This is a genomic window from Corallococcus silvisoli (assembly GCF_009909145.1).
Taxonomy (GTDB): Bacteria; Myxococcota; Myxococcia; order Myxococcales; family Myxococcaceae; genus Corallococcus; species Corallococcus silvisoli.
The window spans coordinates 21,927-38,767 of the sequence record NZ_JAAAPJ010000025.1 but is presented as its reverse complement, the minus strand read 5'-3'; the positions used below and the strand labels follow the sequence as shown (position 1 = coordinate 38,767).

At 71.9% G+C, this 16,841-nt stretch carries 11 protein-coding genes; 3 read left to right on the top strand and 8 right to left on the bottom strand.

Annotated features, from left to right (window positions below):
• The first annotated feature begins 139 nt into the window (after positions 1-139).
• Complete coding sequence (locus GTY96_RS34170; RefSeq protein ID WP_161666910.1) at positions 140-4,279, top strand: CARDB domain-containing protein; 4,140 nt, start codon at positions 140-142, stop codon at positions 4,277-4,279.
• A gap of 83 nt (positions 4,280-4,362) precedes the next feature.
• Here GTY96_RS34170 and GTY96_RS34165 read toward each other — a convergent pair whose 3' ends face one another.
• From GTY96_RS34165 to GTY96_RS34145, 5 genes are all read right to left on the bottom strand, one after another.
• Positions 4,363-5,337 carry an SDR family NAD(P)-dependent oxidoreductase gene (locus GTY96_RS34165; protein WP_143904769.1) on the bottom strand — a complete coding sequence of 325 codons (975 nt, stop codon included), beginning with the start codon at positions 5,335-5,337 and terminating at the stop codon, positions 4,363-4,365.
• Positions 5,338-5,371: 34 nt separating this feature from the next.
• A complete protein-coding gene (locus GTY96_RS34160; RefSeq protein WP_143904770.1) occupies positions 5,372-5,905 on the bottom strand; it encodes a hypothetical protein in 534 nt (177 codons plus the stop codon).
• Between the two features lie 58 nt (positions 5,906-5,963).
• Positions 5,964-7,481, bottom strand: a complete 1,518-nt coding sequence (locus GTY96_RS34155; protein ID WP_161666909.1) for a Y-family DNA polymerase — start codon at positions 7,479-7,481, stop codon at positions 5,964-5,966.
• 13 nt (positions 7,482-7,494) lie between these two features.
• Positions 7,495-8,352 (bottom strand): ImuA family protein, encoded by an 858-nt coding sequence (locus tag GTY96_RS34150; protein WP_161666908.1) that lies wholly within the window; start codon positions 8,350-8,352, stop codon positions 7,495-7,497.
• Positions 8,353-8,612: 260 nt separating this feature from the next.
• Entirely contained in the window at positions 8,613-9,830 is a 1,218-nt protein-coding gene (locus GTY96_RS34145; RefSeq protein WP_143904773.1) for a vWA domain-containing protein, read from the bottom strand.
• Positions 9,831-10,097: 267 nt separating this feature from the next.
• Between GTY96_RS34145 and lon the strand changes: the two genes are divergently transcribed.
• Entirely contained in the window at positions 10,098-12,557 is a 2,460-nt protein-coding gene (lon, locus tag GTY96_RS34140) for an endopeptidase La (RefSeq protein WP_143904774.1), read from the top strand.
• Between the two features lie 198 nt (positions 12,558-12,755).
• Positions 12,756-13,736 carry an aldo/keto reductase gene (locus GTY96_RS34135; protein ID WP_161666907.1) on the top strand — a complete coding sequence of 327 codons (981 nt, stop codon included), beginning with the start codon at positions 12,756-12,758 and terminating at the stop codon, positions 13,734-13,736.
• A 39-nt stretch (positions 13,737-13,775) separates the two neighbouring features.
• On the opposite strand, the gene GTY96_RS34130 is transcribed toward GTY96_RS34135, so the two are convergent.
• The 3 genes from GTY96_RS34130 to GTY96_RS34120 all read right to left on the bottom strand — a co-directional run bounded on the left by GTY96_RS34130 (position 13,776) and on the right by GTY96_RS34120 (position 16,799).
• Positions 13,776-14,744, bottom strand: a complete 969-nt coding sequence (locus tag GTY96_RS34130) for an FHA domain-containing protein (protein WP_143904776.1) — start codon at positions 14,742-14,744, stop codon at positions 13,776-13,778.
• Positions 14,732-16,060: a S1 family peptidase gene (locus GTY96_RS34125; RefSeq protein WP_143904777.1), complete on the bottom strand. Its 1,329-nt coding sequence runs from the start codon at positions 16,058-16,060 to the stop codon at positions 14,732-14,734. Before GTY96_RS34125 ends, GTY96_RS34130 begins: the two co-directional genes overlap by 13 nt.
• Positions 16,061-16,130: 70 nt before the next feature.
• Positions 16,131-16,799, bottom strand: a complete 669-nt coding sequence (locus GTY96_RS34120) for a hypothetical protein (RefSeq protein ID WP_161666906.1) — start codon at positions 16,797-16,799, stop codon at positions 16,131-16,133.
• Positions 16,800-16,841: the final 42 nt, after the last annotated feature.

Genomic DNA, 16,841 nt, shown 5'->3' with positions numbered 1-16,841 from the left:
GCGACGACAGCAGGATTGTTTGAATTTCATCGGCTTCGCGCCGTTGAAGACTTCCCACGAATGTCCTCGCGGCGTCGCGCCGGGCCTGGCGGCGGGCGCTTCGTGGACGGCATCGCCACACATCCCAAGGAGAACACACATGTCACGGCTATCGCCGTCATGGAGACACACGTGTCTGCTCATCACGGGCACGCTCCTCATCACCAGCTGCGGAGGTGACAGCGCGCCCTCCGACGCGGCCCTCGCGAAGAGCCAGGGCCATTCGCTCAATCAGGGGGCGGACCTGGTCATCACCGAGCTGCGCGCGCCCGAAAGCGTCCGCGACGGGGAGGCCTTCACCGTCAACGTGAAGGTCTGCAACCCGGGGTCCGCGCCCGCGTACCCCAACGGCGGCCCGCTGATGCTTCAGGTGTACCTGTCCACCACCGCGACCCAGCAGGTGCCCGCGCCCGGGGCTCCGCCCACATCCCAGCAGATCACCGTGGGCGAGGTGGACGTGGGGCCGGTCGACGCCCAGCAGTGTCTGACGCGGGCCGTGAGCGCCTCCGCGATCCGGCCCCCAGGGGCGCCTCCCGCGACGGCCTACTACCTGGGCGCCAGTGTCGACACCTCGCAGCGGGTGCAGGAGCTCAATGAGACCAACAACGGCTTCGTGCGCGGCCTGATGGGCGTGGGCAACGGGCCGGACCTCGTGGTCTCCGACGTGAAGGCGCCCGCCAGCGCGCGGCAGGGAGAGGCCTTCCTGGTGGACGTGCGCGTCTGCAACGTGGGGACCGCCTCCGCCCCTTCGTCCCGCGTGGGGCTGTACGTCTCCACGCAAGCCCCCTTGAGCGTCCCGCCCCCGGGTGCGCCGCCCCCGACCCTGGCGCCAGCGGGCGACGCGTTCGTCCCGCCCCTGGACGCGGGCGGCTGCGTCTTGGTCCAGACGCAGGCGTTCGCTCAGCTTCCCCCCGCGGCCACCACGCCCGGGCAGCCGCTATACCTGGGCGCCATCGCCGATCCGGACCTGTCGATCACCGAGCTGCGCGAGGACAACAACACGCGCGTCGCGGGCCGCCTGGGCATCGGCTCCCTGCCCGACCTGGTGATCACCGAGGTGAAGGGGCCGGCCAACGTCCGGCCGGGGGATCCGATCTCCGCCTCCGTGACGGTGTGCAACGTGGGCACGACCCTGGCCGCTGACGTGCGCGCGGAGGTGCTCCTGTCCACGCAAGCCACGGTGTCCCCCACGCCGAACCCCAGCCCGACGGAGTCCCCCGTCGGTCAGGCGCAGGGGCGTGCGCTCGACGCCGGACGCTGCGTCACCCTGCCCGTGCAGGGCTTCGCGTACCCGCCCCCCGCCTCGCCGCCGGATGCGCCGCTGTTCCTGGCCGCGCGCGTGGACGGGATGCTGAACGTCCCGGAGCTGCGTGAGGACAACAACACCTTCGTGAAGGGGCTCGTGGGCGTGGGGTATGGCCCCGACCTGGTGATCCAATCGCTGAAGGCGCCCGCCAACGTCGGGCAGTCCTCGCCCTTCACCGTCGAGGCGAAGGTCTGCAACGTGGGCACGGGCCCTCAGAACAACACCGCCCACCTGGAGCTGTTCCTCTCCACGGAGAACCCGGTGACGGCCCCGCCGCGCAATGGTCCCCTGGCCACGCGGACCCAGGTCCCCGTGGGGGGCGCGGAGGTTTCCTATCTGAACGCCAGCCAGTGCCAGACGCTGTCGGTGACCACCTACGCCCAGACACCCGCGGACGCCCTCCCCAATCAGCCCTTGTTCCTGGGAGCGGCCGTCGACACCTTCGGGAACGTCTCGGAGCTGCGCGAGGACAACAACGCCTTCACCCTGGGGGTGCTGGGCGTGGGGTCGGCGCCGGACCTGGTTGTCACCGATGTGCGCACCGCCGCGAACCTCCGGGACGGTCAGCCCTTCACCGCGACCTTCACGGTCTGCAACCAGGGCCTCGGCACCGCGTACGCGTATGGACTCTCGCTGTTCCTCTCCGCGGACGCGGCGCCGCCCGTGTCGCGACCCGCGCCGTTCCCCCCGCCGTACACGAACTTCCTGCCTGGATACGCTTTGCAGGGACGTGCCCTGTCGAACGGCGCCCTGGCGCCCGGGCAGTGCACCCCGCAGCGCGCCACCTTCAACGCCCTGCGTCCGCCTGACGCAGGATCCATGCCCATCCCGAGGCCCTTGAACCTGAGCGCGGTCGTCGACTACCAGGGGACCGAGCAGCGCCTGGACAACAACGGCTTCGCGGTGGGGCTCGTGGGCGTGGGGAACGGACCGGATCTCGTGGTCTCCGAGCTCCGCGGCCCTGCCAGCGCGCGGCCCGGTGAGTCCATCACCAGCACCGTGAAGGTCTGCAACGTGGGCACCCAACCGTCGAACACCTCCACGCGCGTGGCGCTCTACCTGAGCACGGACACCCCACTGCAGGGGCCGAATCCACTGGGCGGCCCGATCCTGCCCAACGGCTCACAGCAGCTCGTGAGCGAGGCGGACGTGCCCTCGCTGAGCGTGGGAGCCTGCTTCACGCGGGACCTGCTCGGACCGGCGTCGCCGCCTCCCAACGCGCTGCCGTCGCAGCCGCTGTACCTGGGCGCCAGCGTCGACCCGGGGGCGACGCTCCAGGAGCTGCGCGAGGACAACAACACCCTCGTGGCGGGCATCCTGAGCGTGGGCAACGGGCCGGACCTGGTGATCACCGCGCTGGAAGCGCCCGGCACCGTCGCGCCGTGGGAGCCGTTCGCCGCGAGCGTGCGCGTCTGCAACGTGGGCACGGAGGCGTCGACCTCCAGCGAGGCGGCGGTCATCGTGTCCACGGAGGAGACCTGGACCCTGCCTCCGCCGGGCGGGCCGATGCCGTTCCCGTCCCCCCCTCAGTTCCTGGCGGGCATGCTCAACGTCGCGCCGATCCAGGCCGGTCAATGCACGAGCGTGCTGGGGATGATGTCCGTCTCCACGCTGCCCGGGACTTCCCCGGAGCAGCCCGTGTACTTGAGCGCCGTCGTGGACCCGTTCCAGAACCGCGCCGAGCTGCGTGAGGACAACAATGTCTTCCTGCGGGGACGGCTGGGGGTGGGCTTCGCGGCAGACCTGGTCATCACCTCGGTGACGCCGCCCGCCAGCATCTCGGCGTCGAGGCCCTTCACCGTGACCGTCACCGTCTGCAACCAGGGCGCTCAGGACACGATGTCCGGGCCCCGGGTGACGCTGCACCTGTTGACGGGCTCCTCGTTGTCCCTGCCTCCCCAGGGTGCGCCCCCGGTGCCGCCCGGCGAGTTCCTGGGCGAAGCCTCCCTGCCGCCACTGGGAGCGCATGCCTGCGTCTCCGCGCCGGTGACCGGGAGCTTCTCTGGATATGTCCAGACCGGGCCGGAGCAGCAGACGTACTCCGTGGGCGCCAGCGTCGACCGGACCTGGAGCATCCAGGAGGTGCGCAAGGACAACAACACCTTCGTCGGGCCGCGCGTCGGCGTGGGTGAAGGGCCAGACCTCGTCATCACCGCCCTCGGTGGACCGGCCAACGTCCAGCCCGGAGCGCAGATGCAGGTGCCCGTCACCGTCTGCAACCAGGGCACGCAGTCTTCCGACTCCCGGGTCGTGGACTTCTTCCTCTCCCTGGAGCCCACCCTGCCGGAGCCGGCCTTCCCGGGAGATTCCCTCCCGCCGTCCCCCAGCCAGGCCCTGCTGGGCTTCGTGGAGATCCCGCCCCTGCCCCAGAGCGCGTGCGCCACGCGCGAGGGCTCCGTCTCCGCCGTCATGCCGCCGGGCGCGCCACCGGACGCGGCGCTCTTCCTGGGCGCCGCCGTGCGCCGCGGCTCCTTCTCCGCGGAGCTGCGCGAGGACAACAACACCTTCGTGCGAGGCCGCATCGGCGTGGGGTACGCACCGGACCTGATCATCACGGAGGTGACCGCGCCCTTCTCCGTGCGCGGGGGGGATTCGTTCTCCACCACCGTGAAGGTCTGCAACCAGGGCACCGCCGACACGGGCCCGAACGGCGGCCGGCTGGAGCTGTTCCTCTCCACCCAGCCCGTCCTGGAGTTCCCGGGCGCGGGGCCGATGTCCTCCAATCAGGTCATCCTGGGGGGACTGGACGTGGGCTCGCTGCCCGCGCAGCACTGCACGACGCGCCAGCTCATCACGACCGCCCAGACGCCGGCCTCGGCCCCGGGCTCCGGGCTGTTCTACATCGGCGCGCTGGTGGATTCGCGACGGGGCGTGATGGAGCTGCGCGAGGACAACAACGCCTTCGTGCAGGGCTTCCTCGCGGTGCTGCCGTAGCCTTCAGCCACGGGCGGTAGGACGGCGGGTGTCGGCCGGGGCCTTCACGAGCCCTGGGCGGCACCCGCCGCCGTTCCAGGGGCTCAGCGCTCCATGACGCGCCATGCGCGGTACCACGCCACCAGCCGGGCCACGCCCTCGTCCACGGACACGCGGGGGCGGAAGCCCGTCTCCTGCTCCAGCCGCGAGGTCTCCGCCCAGGTGGAGACCATCTCCGCGGGCCCGGCGGGCACGGACTTCACGCGGGCTGGCGCGCCCCAGTGCCGCTCCAACAGCGCGACGAAGTCCCCCAGCGCCACCGGCTCGCCGTGCCCCACGTTGAGCAGCCGGTGCGGCGGGCTCCCCGCTGGAGGCCGGTCGAGCACCCGCAGCACCGCCTCCGCCACGTCATCCACGAAGGTGAAGTCGCGCCGCATCCGCCCATCGCCGTGCAGCGTCAGGGGTTCGCCTCGCGCCAGCGCGCGCAGGAACAGGAGCGGCGCCATGTCCGGGCGTCCCCAAGGCCCATACACCGTGAAGAAGCGCAGGCCGCTGGTGGGCAGCCGGTGCAGATGGCTGTAGGCGTGCGCCATCAGCTCGTTGGCGCGCTTGGTGGCGCCGTAGAGGTTGAGCGGTTGATCCACGGGCGCGTCCTCGCGGAACGGAGCGGGCGTGGCCGCGCCGTACACGGAGCTGGAGGATGCGTAGACCAGATGCGCGACCCGCGCCTCGCGGCACGCCTCCAGCACGCGCACGAAGCCCGTCACGTTGGTGTCCGCGTACGCGGGCGCCTCGCGGTCCGGGGCCCGCACGCCCACCCGCGCCGCCAGATGCACCACGCCCTCCGGACGCGCGCGCTCGAACGCCTGGCCCAACCGGGCCGCGTCCGTGATGTCGCCCGGCAGGAAGGTGAAGCCGCGAGCGCCGGACAGCCGCTGGAGTCGCGATCTCCGGAGCGCTGCGTCCCCGGGGGCCGCGTCCAGGGCGTCCAGCGCCACCACCGTGTCGCCTCGGGAGAGGAGCCGCTCACAGACCTGGGCGCCGATGAAGCCCGCCGCGCCCGTCACCAGGATCCGCATGCCCCCCTCTTCACGCGCTCGGGAGGAAGGGCCATCACGGCACCAGTTGCACCGCGTCGACGACGGCCCGGCGCAGGAACGAGTTCCAGTCCGACTGCGACTGGTAGACGCTGACGATGGGCTGGGAGCGCACCGTGTCCGTCCAGAGCACCTGCCCCTCGGGGTCCACCACGCCCAGCCGCAGCACCACGTCCACCCGGCCCAGCACCGCCGCGCCCGACGTGTCCAGCCAGTCCAGGATGACCACCACGCCGGCCTCGGCCTTGTTCTGCTGGATGAAGGACGTCACCTCGTCGGTGAGCGGCACCGGGGCCTGGGACTGACGCGTGGCCACCACGTCGAAGCCGCGCGTGGCGAGCACCGACTCCGTCTGGCGGGCAATCACCGTGCGCGGATTGCTTTCGCCGATCAGGTCCTGGCGGAACGAGCCGGACGGCAGCACCTCCACGCGTGAGCCCGCCACCACCACCACCTTGCGGATGCTCCCCTGCGGGCGCACCTGCGGGGCGGCGCAGGCCGAAAGGACCAGGGACACGAGGAGGGCCGGAAGGATTCGTGCGGAGCGCATGGCCTCACGCTAGGCCACAAGCGCCGGGGCCTCCACCGGGACCGCGCCCGCCCACCCCTCAATCGAACAACCCCTGCAGGTAGAAGCCCCCATCCCGGCCGTCCCGGAACACCCAGGCGGGCCCCAGCCCCTCGAAGTGAACGCGGTAGTAGTCCCTCTGGTACGGGGTGTCCGTCCACCACTCGCCACCCAGCCGCTCCGGCCCGGCCATCGCCGTCACCCGGTGCCGCCGTCCCGCGAGCCGCGCCGCCAGCAGCTCCCCGGACGCCGCCAGCTCCGCGTCCAGCCGGGCCGGCTGGGCCAGCAGCCGCGACGGACGCTCCCGGGCCGCCCCCGCCTCGCGCCAGACGGTGATGGGCGCCGCCGGATCCGCCACCGGGGACAACAGCCCCCGCCGCGCTTCCGGAGGATGGAAGGCCCTGGGCGCATGCGCGGACTCCGGCCGGTGCACCGCTTCCAGGGACGCGGAGAACAGCGCCTCCTCGCCCAGCGTGGTCGCCAGCCGCGACAGCACCCCCTCCAGGGCCGCGTCCCCCTCCGGCGCGTCCCCCAGCGCCAGCTGCTGGCCCAGGTCCAGGTCGTGCGCGTCCACCCGCACCGCGACCTCCGCCACCGGGCGCTCCAGCCGCAGCTCCCCCAACGCGTGCCGCGCCAGCTCCAGCAGCGGCTTCGCGCGCGCCGTGGGCCGCGCCAGCAGGAGCGGCACCTGGGCCTCGCCGGTGGGGTCCAGGCGCAGGACGAAGGTGAGCCGCACCGCCGCCCGCCGCCGTCCGGACAGCCGGGCCCCCAGCCGGTCCAACAGCGTCTTGAGCGCGAACTGCACGGGTTCGAAGGTGTCCGAGGGGGCGTCCAGCACCACCCGGTCCTCCAGCGCCTCCTCCAGCGGCTCGGGGGTGAAGGGCGTGTCGTCCACGCCCCGGCACCGCGCGTGCGCCCGCGCCGCGCCCGCCCCTCCGCGCGCCGTCACCGCTCCGGCCGGCAGCGCCGCCACCTGCCCCAGCGTGGTCAACCCCAGCACGGCGAAGGCCCGCGCCGCGGCGTCCTCCAGCGCGCCCAGCGGCAGGGGCGACAGCGCTCGCGCGCCCTGCCCTTCCGGCACCACCTCCACCCGCTGGGAGCCATGCCGCGCCAGCATCCGCGAGGTGAACGCCTCCGACGCCACCGCCACGTGCGCCCGGTAGCCCTGCCGGGCGCAGACCTCCAGCACGTTCGCGCCCAGCGCCGGTTCGCCCCCCACCAGGTGCGCCGCGCTCGCGTCGAACCACAGCCCGTCCGGCGCGTCGCGCTGGAAGCCCGGACACAGCCCGAGCAGCGACTCTCCCAGCGCGCCCAGGGCCCGGGCCTCGTCCGCGGGCCGGTAGGAGAAGTGCCGCAGCACGGGCTCCAGCGCCGTCGCCGCCGTCAGCGTCATCCCCGGGCGCACGCCGGCCTTCAGCGCGCGCGTGGAGGCGAAGGCCACCCGGCGCTGGCCGCGCACCTCCTCCACCAGCGCGAGCGGCTGGCCCGCGAGCGAGGGCGCTTCGATGACCTTGCGCTGCACCGGGAAGCGCGTGACGTGCAGATAGCCCCTCCGCATGGCGCGTCCCCCTTCAGCAGGTGCCCGGCGGCGGTAGCGCCTCGCCCAACGAGGGCATGGGCGCGTCGCGGCCAGGCCGCTGCCCCAGGATGCCCAGGCCGTTGCGCACGCGGTCGCCCGGCTCGCGGTAGAAGCCCGGCCCCGAAGCCCCGGGTGCCACCGCGTCCGCGTCCAGCAGCGGCGCCCCGGCATCCAACCCCACCTCCGGGTACAGCTCCCGCCAGGGGCGCACGACGCGCGCGCCCACGCCCCCGCCCCGGCTGCGCTCCAGCTCCACGGACCAGCCCTGGATGCCCAGGGCCTCCAGCCGCAGCCGCGCCAGCCCATCCGCGGGGGCCTCCGGGGACGTCAGGAGCAGCACCAGCGCCCCGCCTCGCGCCGCGGCGTCCGCGAGCTTCCGCGCCTCCGGCAGGGACAGCCGCGCCGGGCGCCCCGCCGCGCCCACGCCGTGCGTCAGGTCCACCACCACCGCGGTGAAGGCACCGCTGCGCGCGAGCTGCACGGCGGCCCACACCCGCTGCGCGAAGGCCCGGGGCCGCACGACGAGCAGCCGCTCCAGGTCCACGCCCAGCGCCGCCGCGGCGGGGGGATAGAGCTCCTTCGGGCCGTCCACCCACGCGCACAGACGCAGCTCCCGGTGCGCGGTGGCCACCGCGCGCAACGCCAGGCTCGCGCGCCCCGACGCCGCCTCCCCGCACAGCTCCACGGAGTGCCCCAGCGGAAGGCCGCCCAGGGGCAGGAGCGCGTCCACCGCGTCCACCCCCGTGCGCAGCACCGACAGCGCGCGCCGGGGCGCCGCCTGGAGCTGGCGGATCCGTTCACGCAGCTCCTCCACCACCCCCACCGACGACCGCTCCACCGCCGCGCCCATGTCGACTCCTCGCCTCCGCAACCCCCGCCACCGATGCGGGTGTGAGGCCAGTATGCGAAGCCGTCTGACACCCCAGCAGGCGGCACTCCGAGCGCGTGGAACCTGTCGCGTCGGGCCCGTCACTCGACAGAGCGAGGACGGATCCACGCGCGTCCCCCGCTCCCTCGGCGGACATGACGGGTCACGCGCGCGGAAACGAAGAAGGGCCCCGCGTGCTGCTCGCGGGGCCCTTCGGGATGCGCGTGCGGATCAACGGCGGGCTAGCCGGCGCACAGCACCTTCACCTCCACCTTCGTGTCGCCCACGCGCCGCAGGCACGGGCCCAGGAAGAACAGCCGCGCGGAGCGGTCCTCGCCGGACGGCGCGTAGCGGATGTCCCCGTTGGCCACCGTGCACGTCTGCACCGAGCCATCCGCTCGCGTGACGTAGACCACGGCGAGCCGCGGATCCGGCAGGTTCACCACGTCCACGCTCTGCGCCACCGTGGCCATGTCCGCGATGTCCAGCAGCGTCCGCTGGTAGCTGCTCTTGCAGATGGAGTCCAGGTTCGCCCGCGTCGCGTCGAACGCCTGCGCCATGTCGCTCTGCCGGTACCCGGGCCCATAGGAGGTCGGGCAATCGACGTTGCGCACGTAGGTCGTGCCGCCCACCGTCTCCGTCGTCAGCTCCGCGCGCTTGTCCGTCAGCGCCACCGGCCCGATGGTCGCCCACAGCACCTCGCGCGAGGCCCCGCGACTGTCATGCAAGGCCTGGAAGTACTGGTAGTACGTGCTGACGGGGGTCAGCTTGTCCCCCTGGGCGGTGCAGGCGTCCACGGACGGGTCCAGGGTCAGCGTCACCGGGGGCGGCCGCACGGTGGAGCTGCAGTCCTCCTCGTCGGACACCACCACCACCAGCAGGCGCGCCCCGTCGCGGAGGAAGCCCCCGTTGCCCCCTTCGGCCAGGGGCTGGGTGGCCAGGGGCGAGGCGACGGCCAGGCGCACCGCCTCGAAGGGTGTCTCCTGGCCGCTGCCAGAGGTTCCCTGGTTCACCAGACGCTGGAACTTGTCGAGGAGCAGCGGGTCCGTGCCCTCGATGAAGCGCTCGGCGGTGGGCTGACCCGCCTCGTCCTTCACCGGCTGGAGGCGACCTTCCTGATCCGGGAATGAACGGGTGCTGTCCGTCCCGTCCGGCAGGAGCAACCGCTGGTAGACGGAGGTGGTGATGACCCCCACGCGGAAGTCCTGCGCCACGCCGCTGCCTTCCTTCAGCGCGGCCAGGAAGGCGGGCAGCTCCGTCGCGATGCCCTGCTGCTCCTCCTGCATGGAGCCGGAGTTGTCGATGACGAAGAGGATGTCCGTCTTCTGGGGCGCGACCACCGGAGGGGTCGCCTCGCAGGTGCCTGGGACCGTGGAGCCGGCTTCATCCACGGGGGAGTGACAGCCGAGCGCCAGGAGCGCGGACAGCGACAGCAGGTGGGCGCAGGTGTGGAGCTTCACATCGGCCTCCAGTGCGGGGACGCGCTCGCGCACCGCATCAAGCGAAAAGAGGGGGCAAGCATGCCCCACCCCCCTGCCGGACGCGAGACTTCTGGGCCGTTAAGAGAGGAGCGTCGTACAGCCGACGAGGCACGGAAAATACGCACATCACGTTTGCCATGTCCGGTTTGGTTGTTACGTTGGTTCATCCGTCGCAGAAATCAACCGGATGGTTCACCGGCCCGGCCGCTTGCTGACCGGGTTCAAGCAAGGAAGAGGCCGAACTCCATGTCTGACGAGAAGAAGAAGGGCACCGCGGCCAGCGCCATGCCCACCGCGATGGCCCCTCCGGGGCTCATCAACAAGGAAGACATCCCGCAGGTGCTGCCCATCCTGCCCCTGCGCAACAGTGTCTTCTTTCCCGGGGGCGTGCTGCCCCTGGCCGTCGGCCGCCAGAAGACGATCGCGCTGATCAAGGACGCCGTTCGTGACGACCAGGTCATCGGCGTCGTCACGCAGCGCCGCGCCGAGGAAGAGGATCCGGGCGCGTCCGACCTGTACACGATGGGCACCGTCGCCCGGATCGTGAAACTTCTGAAGATGGGCGAGGACAACTATTCGCTCGTCGTCCAGGGCCTCGCGCGCTTCCGCGTGATGGAGCTGGTGCAGGAAGCCCCCTACCTGAAGGCCCGCGTCGACGCGGTGGAGGACAAGACCTCCTCCGAGAACGTCGAGGTGGAGGCCCTGGGCATCAACCTGAAGAAGCTGGCGCGCGAGGTCATCGAGCTGATGCCCGAGCTGCCGGCCGCCGCCACGGAGCTGGTGGAGAGCATCACGCACCCGGGCCACCTGGCGGACCTCATCGCCGCCAACGTGGACGTGCCCATCGAGGAGAAGCAGGCCGTGCTGGAGACGGTCGACCTCAAGGCGCGCATGAAGCTCGTGCTGGAGCTGCTCAACCGCAAGCGGGAGATCCTCAAGCTCTCCAACAAGATCGACTCCGCCGTGAAGGGCGAGATGTCGAAGACCCAGCGCGAGTACTACCTGCGCCAGCAGCTCAAGGCGATCAAGGAAGAGCTGGGGGAGATGGGCGAGGAGGAGGAGGAGCTGGACGAGCTCCAGGAGCGCCTGAAGAAGGCCGCCCTGCCTCCGGAAGTGGAGAAGGTCGCCCAGAAGGAGCTCAACCGCCTGAAGACGATCCCGGCGGCCTCCAGCGAGTACACCGTCGCGCGCACGTACCTGGATTGGATCGCGGACCTGCCGTGGTCGAAGGTGTCCGAGGACAACCTGGACATCGAGAACGCGCGCCAGCAGCTGGACAAGGATCACTTCGGCATCAAGAAGGTGAAGAAGCGCATCCTGGAGTACCTGGCCGTCCGCAAGCTGAAGAACGACATGCGCGGGCCCATCCTGTGCCTCGTCGGTCCCCCGGGCGTCGGCAAGACGTCGCTGGGCCAGAGCGTGGCCAAGGCCACCGGCCGCAAGTTCGTGCGCCTGTCGCTGGGCGGCGTGCGTGACGAGGCGGAGATCCGGGGCCACCGGCGCACCTACGTGGGCGCGCTGCCGGGCCGCTTCATCCAGAGCATGAAGAAGGCCGGGACGAAGAACCCGGTCATGATGCTGGACGAAATCGACAAGCTGGGCGCGGACTTCCGCGGCGACCCGAGCGCGGCGCTGCTGGAGGTGCTGGACCCGGAGCAGAACAGCACGTTCAGCGACCACTACCTGGACGTGGCGTTCGACCTGTCGAAGGTCATGTTCGTCGCCACGGCGAACCAGCTCGACCCCATCCCCGGGCCCCTCCGGGACCGCATGGAGATCATCGAGCTGACGGGCTACACGTTCGAGGAGAAGCAGGCCATCGCCCGCATCCACCTCGTGCCGAAGCAGCTCCGGGAGCACGGCCTCAACGGGGACCACATCGAGGTCCAGGACGAGGCGCTGCTCATCCTGACCACGTCGTACACCCGCGAGGCGGGCGTGCGTAACCTGGAGCGCCGCATCGCGGACATCTGCCGCGCGGTGGCGGTGGAGGTGGCCGGCGGCAAGCTGGAGAAGCAGGTCATCGGCGCGGAGCGCGTGAAGGAGATCCTCGGGCCCGAGATGTTCTACTCGGAGGTCGCGGAGCGCACGGAGGTCCCCGGTGTGGCGACGGGCCTCGCGTGGACCGCGGCGGGTGGCGACCTGCTCTTCATCGAAGCGACCAAGATGGCGGGCAAGGGCGGCATGACCCTCACCGGCCAGCTGGGCGACGTGATGAAGGAGTCCGCCACGGCGGCGCTGAGCTACCTGCGCAGCAAGGCGGAGTCGCTGGGCATCAGCCCGAACTTCCTCGAGAAGACGGACCTGCACCTGCACTTCCCCGCGGGCTCCATCCCCAAGGATGGTCCTTCGGCCGGCGTCACCATCCTGACCGCGCTCACCAGCCTGCTGACGGGCATCCGGGTGCGGCACGACACGGCGATGACGGGCGAGGCCACGCTGCGCGGCCTGGTGCTGCCAGTGGGCGGCATCAAGGAGAAGGTCCTGGCGGCGCACCGCGCGGGCATCAAGCGCGTCATCCTGCCGGAGCGCTGCCGCAAGGACCTCATCGACGTGCCGGATCAGGCGAAGAACGAGCTGGAGTTCATCTTCGCCACGCACATGGACGAGGTCCTCAAGGCCGCGCTGGAGACGTCTCCGTTCAAGGAGGGCGCCGCGATTCCGGCCCCTGCCACGGACGCGCCTCCGGCGGAGGTCCGGGCGTAACGGCGGACCGCCGCCGCTGAAGTGACTCGGGCAGGTTCCCCTTCATGGGGGACCTGCCCGTTGTCTTTTCCCGGGCCCCCTGCCCCGCTTTGGGTTGATGCGCTCGCGCCTGGGGGGCATACGCAGGGAGCGGATGGAGCAGGCACCTGACGGGCGGCCCCGCGCCGGGCACGCCACGGACACGCGAAGGAGCGCACCATGAAGTACGCCAACCTGGGTCACACGGGCCTGCGGGTCTCCCGCATCTGCCTGGGCTGCATGAGCTACGGCACGCCGAAGTGGCGCCCGTGGGTGCTGGACGAAGAGGCCGCGCAGCCCTTCTTCCGCCGCGCGGTGGAGCTGGGCGTCACCTTCTTCGACACCGCGAACATGTACTCGGACGGCGCCAGCGAGGAGGTGACGGGCCGGGCCCTGCGCAAGTACGCGAAGCTGGACGAGGTGGTGCTGGCGACGAAGGTCTACTTCCCCACCGGCAGCGGCCAGAACGAGCGCGGCCTGTCGCGCAAGGCCATCACCCAGGCGTGCGAGGCGAGCCTCAAGCGGCTGGGCGTGGACACCATCGACCTGTACCAGATCCACCGGATGGATCCGAACACGCCCATCGAGGAGACGCTGGCCGCGTTGGATCAGCTCGTGCGCCAGGGCAAGGTGCGCTACCTGGGCGCCAGCTCCGCGTACGCGTGGCAGTTCATGCGCGCCCTCGGCGTGTCCGAGCGCAACGGCTGGGCGCGCTTCGTGTCCATGCAGAACCACTACAACCTGGTCTACCGCGAGGAGGAGCGGGAGATGCTGCCCCTGTGCGAGGCGGAGGGCGTGGGCGTCATCCCCTGGTCCCCGCTGGCCCGGGGGCTGCTGGCGGGATCGCGCAAGTCGCTGGACGACCGCGAGGCCACGACGCGCGCCAGCTCCGACACGCTGTCGCCGGTGCTCTACAACCAGCCCGGGGACTGGGACGTGGCGGAGGCCGTGAAGCAGGTGGCGGACGCGCGCAAGGCCCCGCCCGCGCAGGTGGCCCTGGCGTGGCTGTTGTCCAAGCCCGTCGTCACCGCGCCCATCGTCGGCGCGACGAAGCTCCAGCACCTGGAGGACGCGGTGAAGGCCGTGGACCTCAAGCTCACGTCCGAGGAAGTGAAGGCGCTGGAGGCCCCCTACAAGCCCCACTCCGTGCGGGGGCTGTAAGGCTCACGGGCCGCGCGCGGCGGGGGCTTCCGCCGCGCGTCAGCTCTCCTTGGCGAGCGAGTCCACCTTCTTCTGGAGCGGCGCGGCCTCCTCGAAGAAGGAATCCATCGAGTGCGCGGGCGCCACGCGCAGCACGGGCGGCAGGAGCGACCGGGGGAACTCCAGCGCCTCGCTGAAGGCCTCGTTGCCCAGCAGCTGCGTCACGTTCGTCAGCACCAGCACGCCCACCGACGCGATGACGAGCCCGCGCACGAGCCGCTTCGCGCGCCAGCGCGTCACGTAGCGCAGGTGCCAGTAGAGCCCCCACCCCATCAGCGCCAGGATGGCCAGCGTGCGGACGAAGCCCAGCCCCGCGCCCAGCGAGAAGCTGAAGCTCAGGAGCGCGAACAGCGGCGGCGCCACCGCGAAGCCCAGCAGGAGCAGGGCGCCCAGCGTGGCGTGCACGCGGAAGTGGAAGCTGCGGCGCGCGATGCGGCTCGCCAGCGACCAGCCGCCCGCCCACAGCAGCGCCAGCCCCAGGGGCAGCACGCTGGACAGGATGAGGTCGCCCCAGTCCGTCTTCTGGAACTGGGTCATCCGCTCGGAGAGGAACGACACCACCACCAGCGCCTGCATCGCCAGCGCGAAGGCCCGGGGGCGCTCGAAGAAGTGTTCGCGCGGCGCGGCGGGGGCCTCGTTGACGACGGTGTCCTCCACCACGAAGGTGCGCGGACGGAAGCGCAGCACCGTGTCCCCCACGGACACGCGCGCGTCCGGGGTGATGACCAGCTCCTTCAGCGCCGCCCAGGGCTCCACGCTGAAGGTGCCGTTCACGCTGCCCACGTCGTGGAGGACGACCGCGCCGTCCTCGCGCCGCTCCAGGCGCAGGTGTTCGGCGGACACCTTCGGGTCGTCCAGGATGATGTCGTTCGCGTAGCCGCGCCCCACCGTCACCGGCAGCGTGTCCAGCCGGTGGCGCGCCTGGACCGCGTCGCCTTCCAGCACCTCCAGGAAGATCACTTCGTCCACGACAGCCCCTCCAGGTAGCGGCGCGCCAGCTTGCGGGCGTTCTCCACGGAGAAGCCGCCCAGCGTGAGGCTGGTGTCCACGCCGTGCGTGGTCGCGTTCAGCGTGGCCGCGCGCAGCACCAGGTCATAGAGGCCCGGGAAGCGGCGGTAGGCGCGCAGGCAGAGGGCCGCGCGCACCGTGAGGCCGTTCACGTCCACGAACTCCGACTTGCAGCGGAAGTTGGTGACGTCCTCGCGCGTGGCGGCCACCGGATCCGGATCCTGCGAGAAGATCGTGCTGTAGAGCGCGGAGAAGCGCATCGCGCCCAGCTTCTGGCTCGTCACGTGCTGGTGCAGGTAGGCCACCACCCCCGTGCGGTGGCTGGAGGACAGGAAGATGTCCTCCTCCGAGGAGCACTGGTAGCTCGTCACCGTGTAGGGCGTCTCCGGATCATGCGGCGTGTCGCCCCAGCACTTGAGGAACGGGTTCCAGCGGCCGGGGACGCGGTACTCGCCCAGCGCCTGCTTCGGCAGGTCCGCGGCCAGCAGCCGGTCGGTGATGCGCTGCTGGTTGGCGAGCAGCTGCTCTCGCACGGACGCCATCAGCGCGGCGGAGTCCGGCGGGGCCTCCAGCGCCAGCGCCCGGTCGAGCAGCGCCCGCGCGCGGGCCACCGGGACGAGGAAGCCCACCTGGTTGCCCATGGTGGCCACGTTGACGCCCACGACGCCGCCCTCGCCGCTGAGCGTGGGCCCGCCGCTCATGCCGGGGTTGATGGCGCCGGTGAAGTGCACGCGCTCGTAGAGGGCGTCGCGCACGAGGCCGTTGTAGGTGCCCTCCACGATGGTGGTGCCCAGGTCGCGCGGGTTGCCCATGGCGAACAGGCGCGTGCCCTGCGGCGGTTCGTGCTCCTCCAGCTTGAAGAAGTCGCTGACGGGGGTGTCCACCTGGATGACCGCCACGTCGCTCACCACGTCCACCGCGAGCAGGCGCACCGGCACCGTCGCGTCGCCCCGGTCCAGCTCCGCGGTGTAGTCCTCCGGGTGGAGCACCAGGTCGGAGACCACGTGGTAGTTCGTGAGCGCGTGGCCCTTCGCGCTCACGAAGAACGCGGAGCCGATGGAGGACTTCGTGCCGGAGCGGCGCTCGATGATGCGCACCTGCGCGACCCGGCCCTGGATGCGGCGGAAGAGGTCGTGGGTGGCCGGGGGCAGCGTGGCCACCGGCAGGGGCGGCACCACCGCGTCCGCGACGCCGGCATCCGGCGCGGGGGGAGCCGGCGGCGCGGGGGGCGCCATGGGCCCCTGCGCGAGCACGGCGACAAGAAGGAGGGAGAACATGAGCGGCGGCACCGTATCCCAGCGCGAGCCCGGCCGGGGGACGCCGTGGAGGCGGCTGGAAGCCCCAAGGCTACGGAGACGCTGGCCCGTCCTCCATCCGTCGGCGGCGCCAGGCCGCATAGGACACGATCAGGGCTCCAGCCAGGGCCCCCGCCAGCGCCCCCGCGAGCCGCTTGGGGATGACGCCCGCCACCGGGGCCTCCATGCGGAAGGTCTCCAGCGAGGCGCGCACCCCGGGGGCCAGGGCGTCCCAGCGGTCGGCTGGCGCGCTGACGGTCACCACGGCGTGGCGGCCCTCGGAGGCCAGCCCTGTCACCAGCACCGTGCGCACCTGTCCCGCCTCACGCAGCGTGCCCAGGACCTCCACCCGGGGCACCGGCCCGCCCACCCGGTCCATGCGCTCCGGCGTCAGCGCCAGCCCCAGCTCACGCTGGAAGTGCTGGACCACGGCGGTGGAGAACGCGTCCCGCTCCGACGGGCTGGCGGAGAAGCCTCCGTCCACCACGGCGATGAGGAACGTGGCCGCGTCCGGCCCCTCCCCGTCCGCCAGCGCCGCGGACAGGCCGCGGGTGCGGACGCCATCCTCCGACACCGCGCCCGCGTGCGAGCCGGCATAGCGCTCCCAGCGCGTCATCCGGAACGCGTCCGGCGGGCGGAAGCTGTAGCCGTCCCGCCGCAGCTCCGTGCCGAGCGCGCCGGACAACGTCAGCCAGAGACCGGTGAGGACGGGCAGGAGCACGGGCCCCGAGGATAACCCCGAAGCCCACGCCGCGCCCGCTCC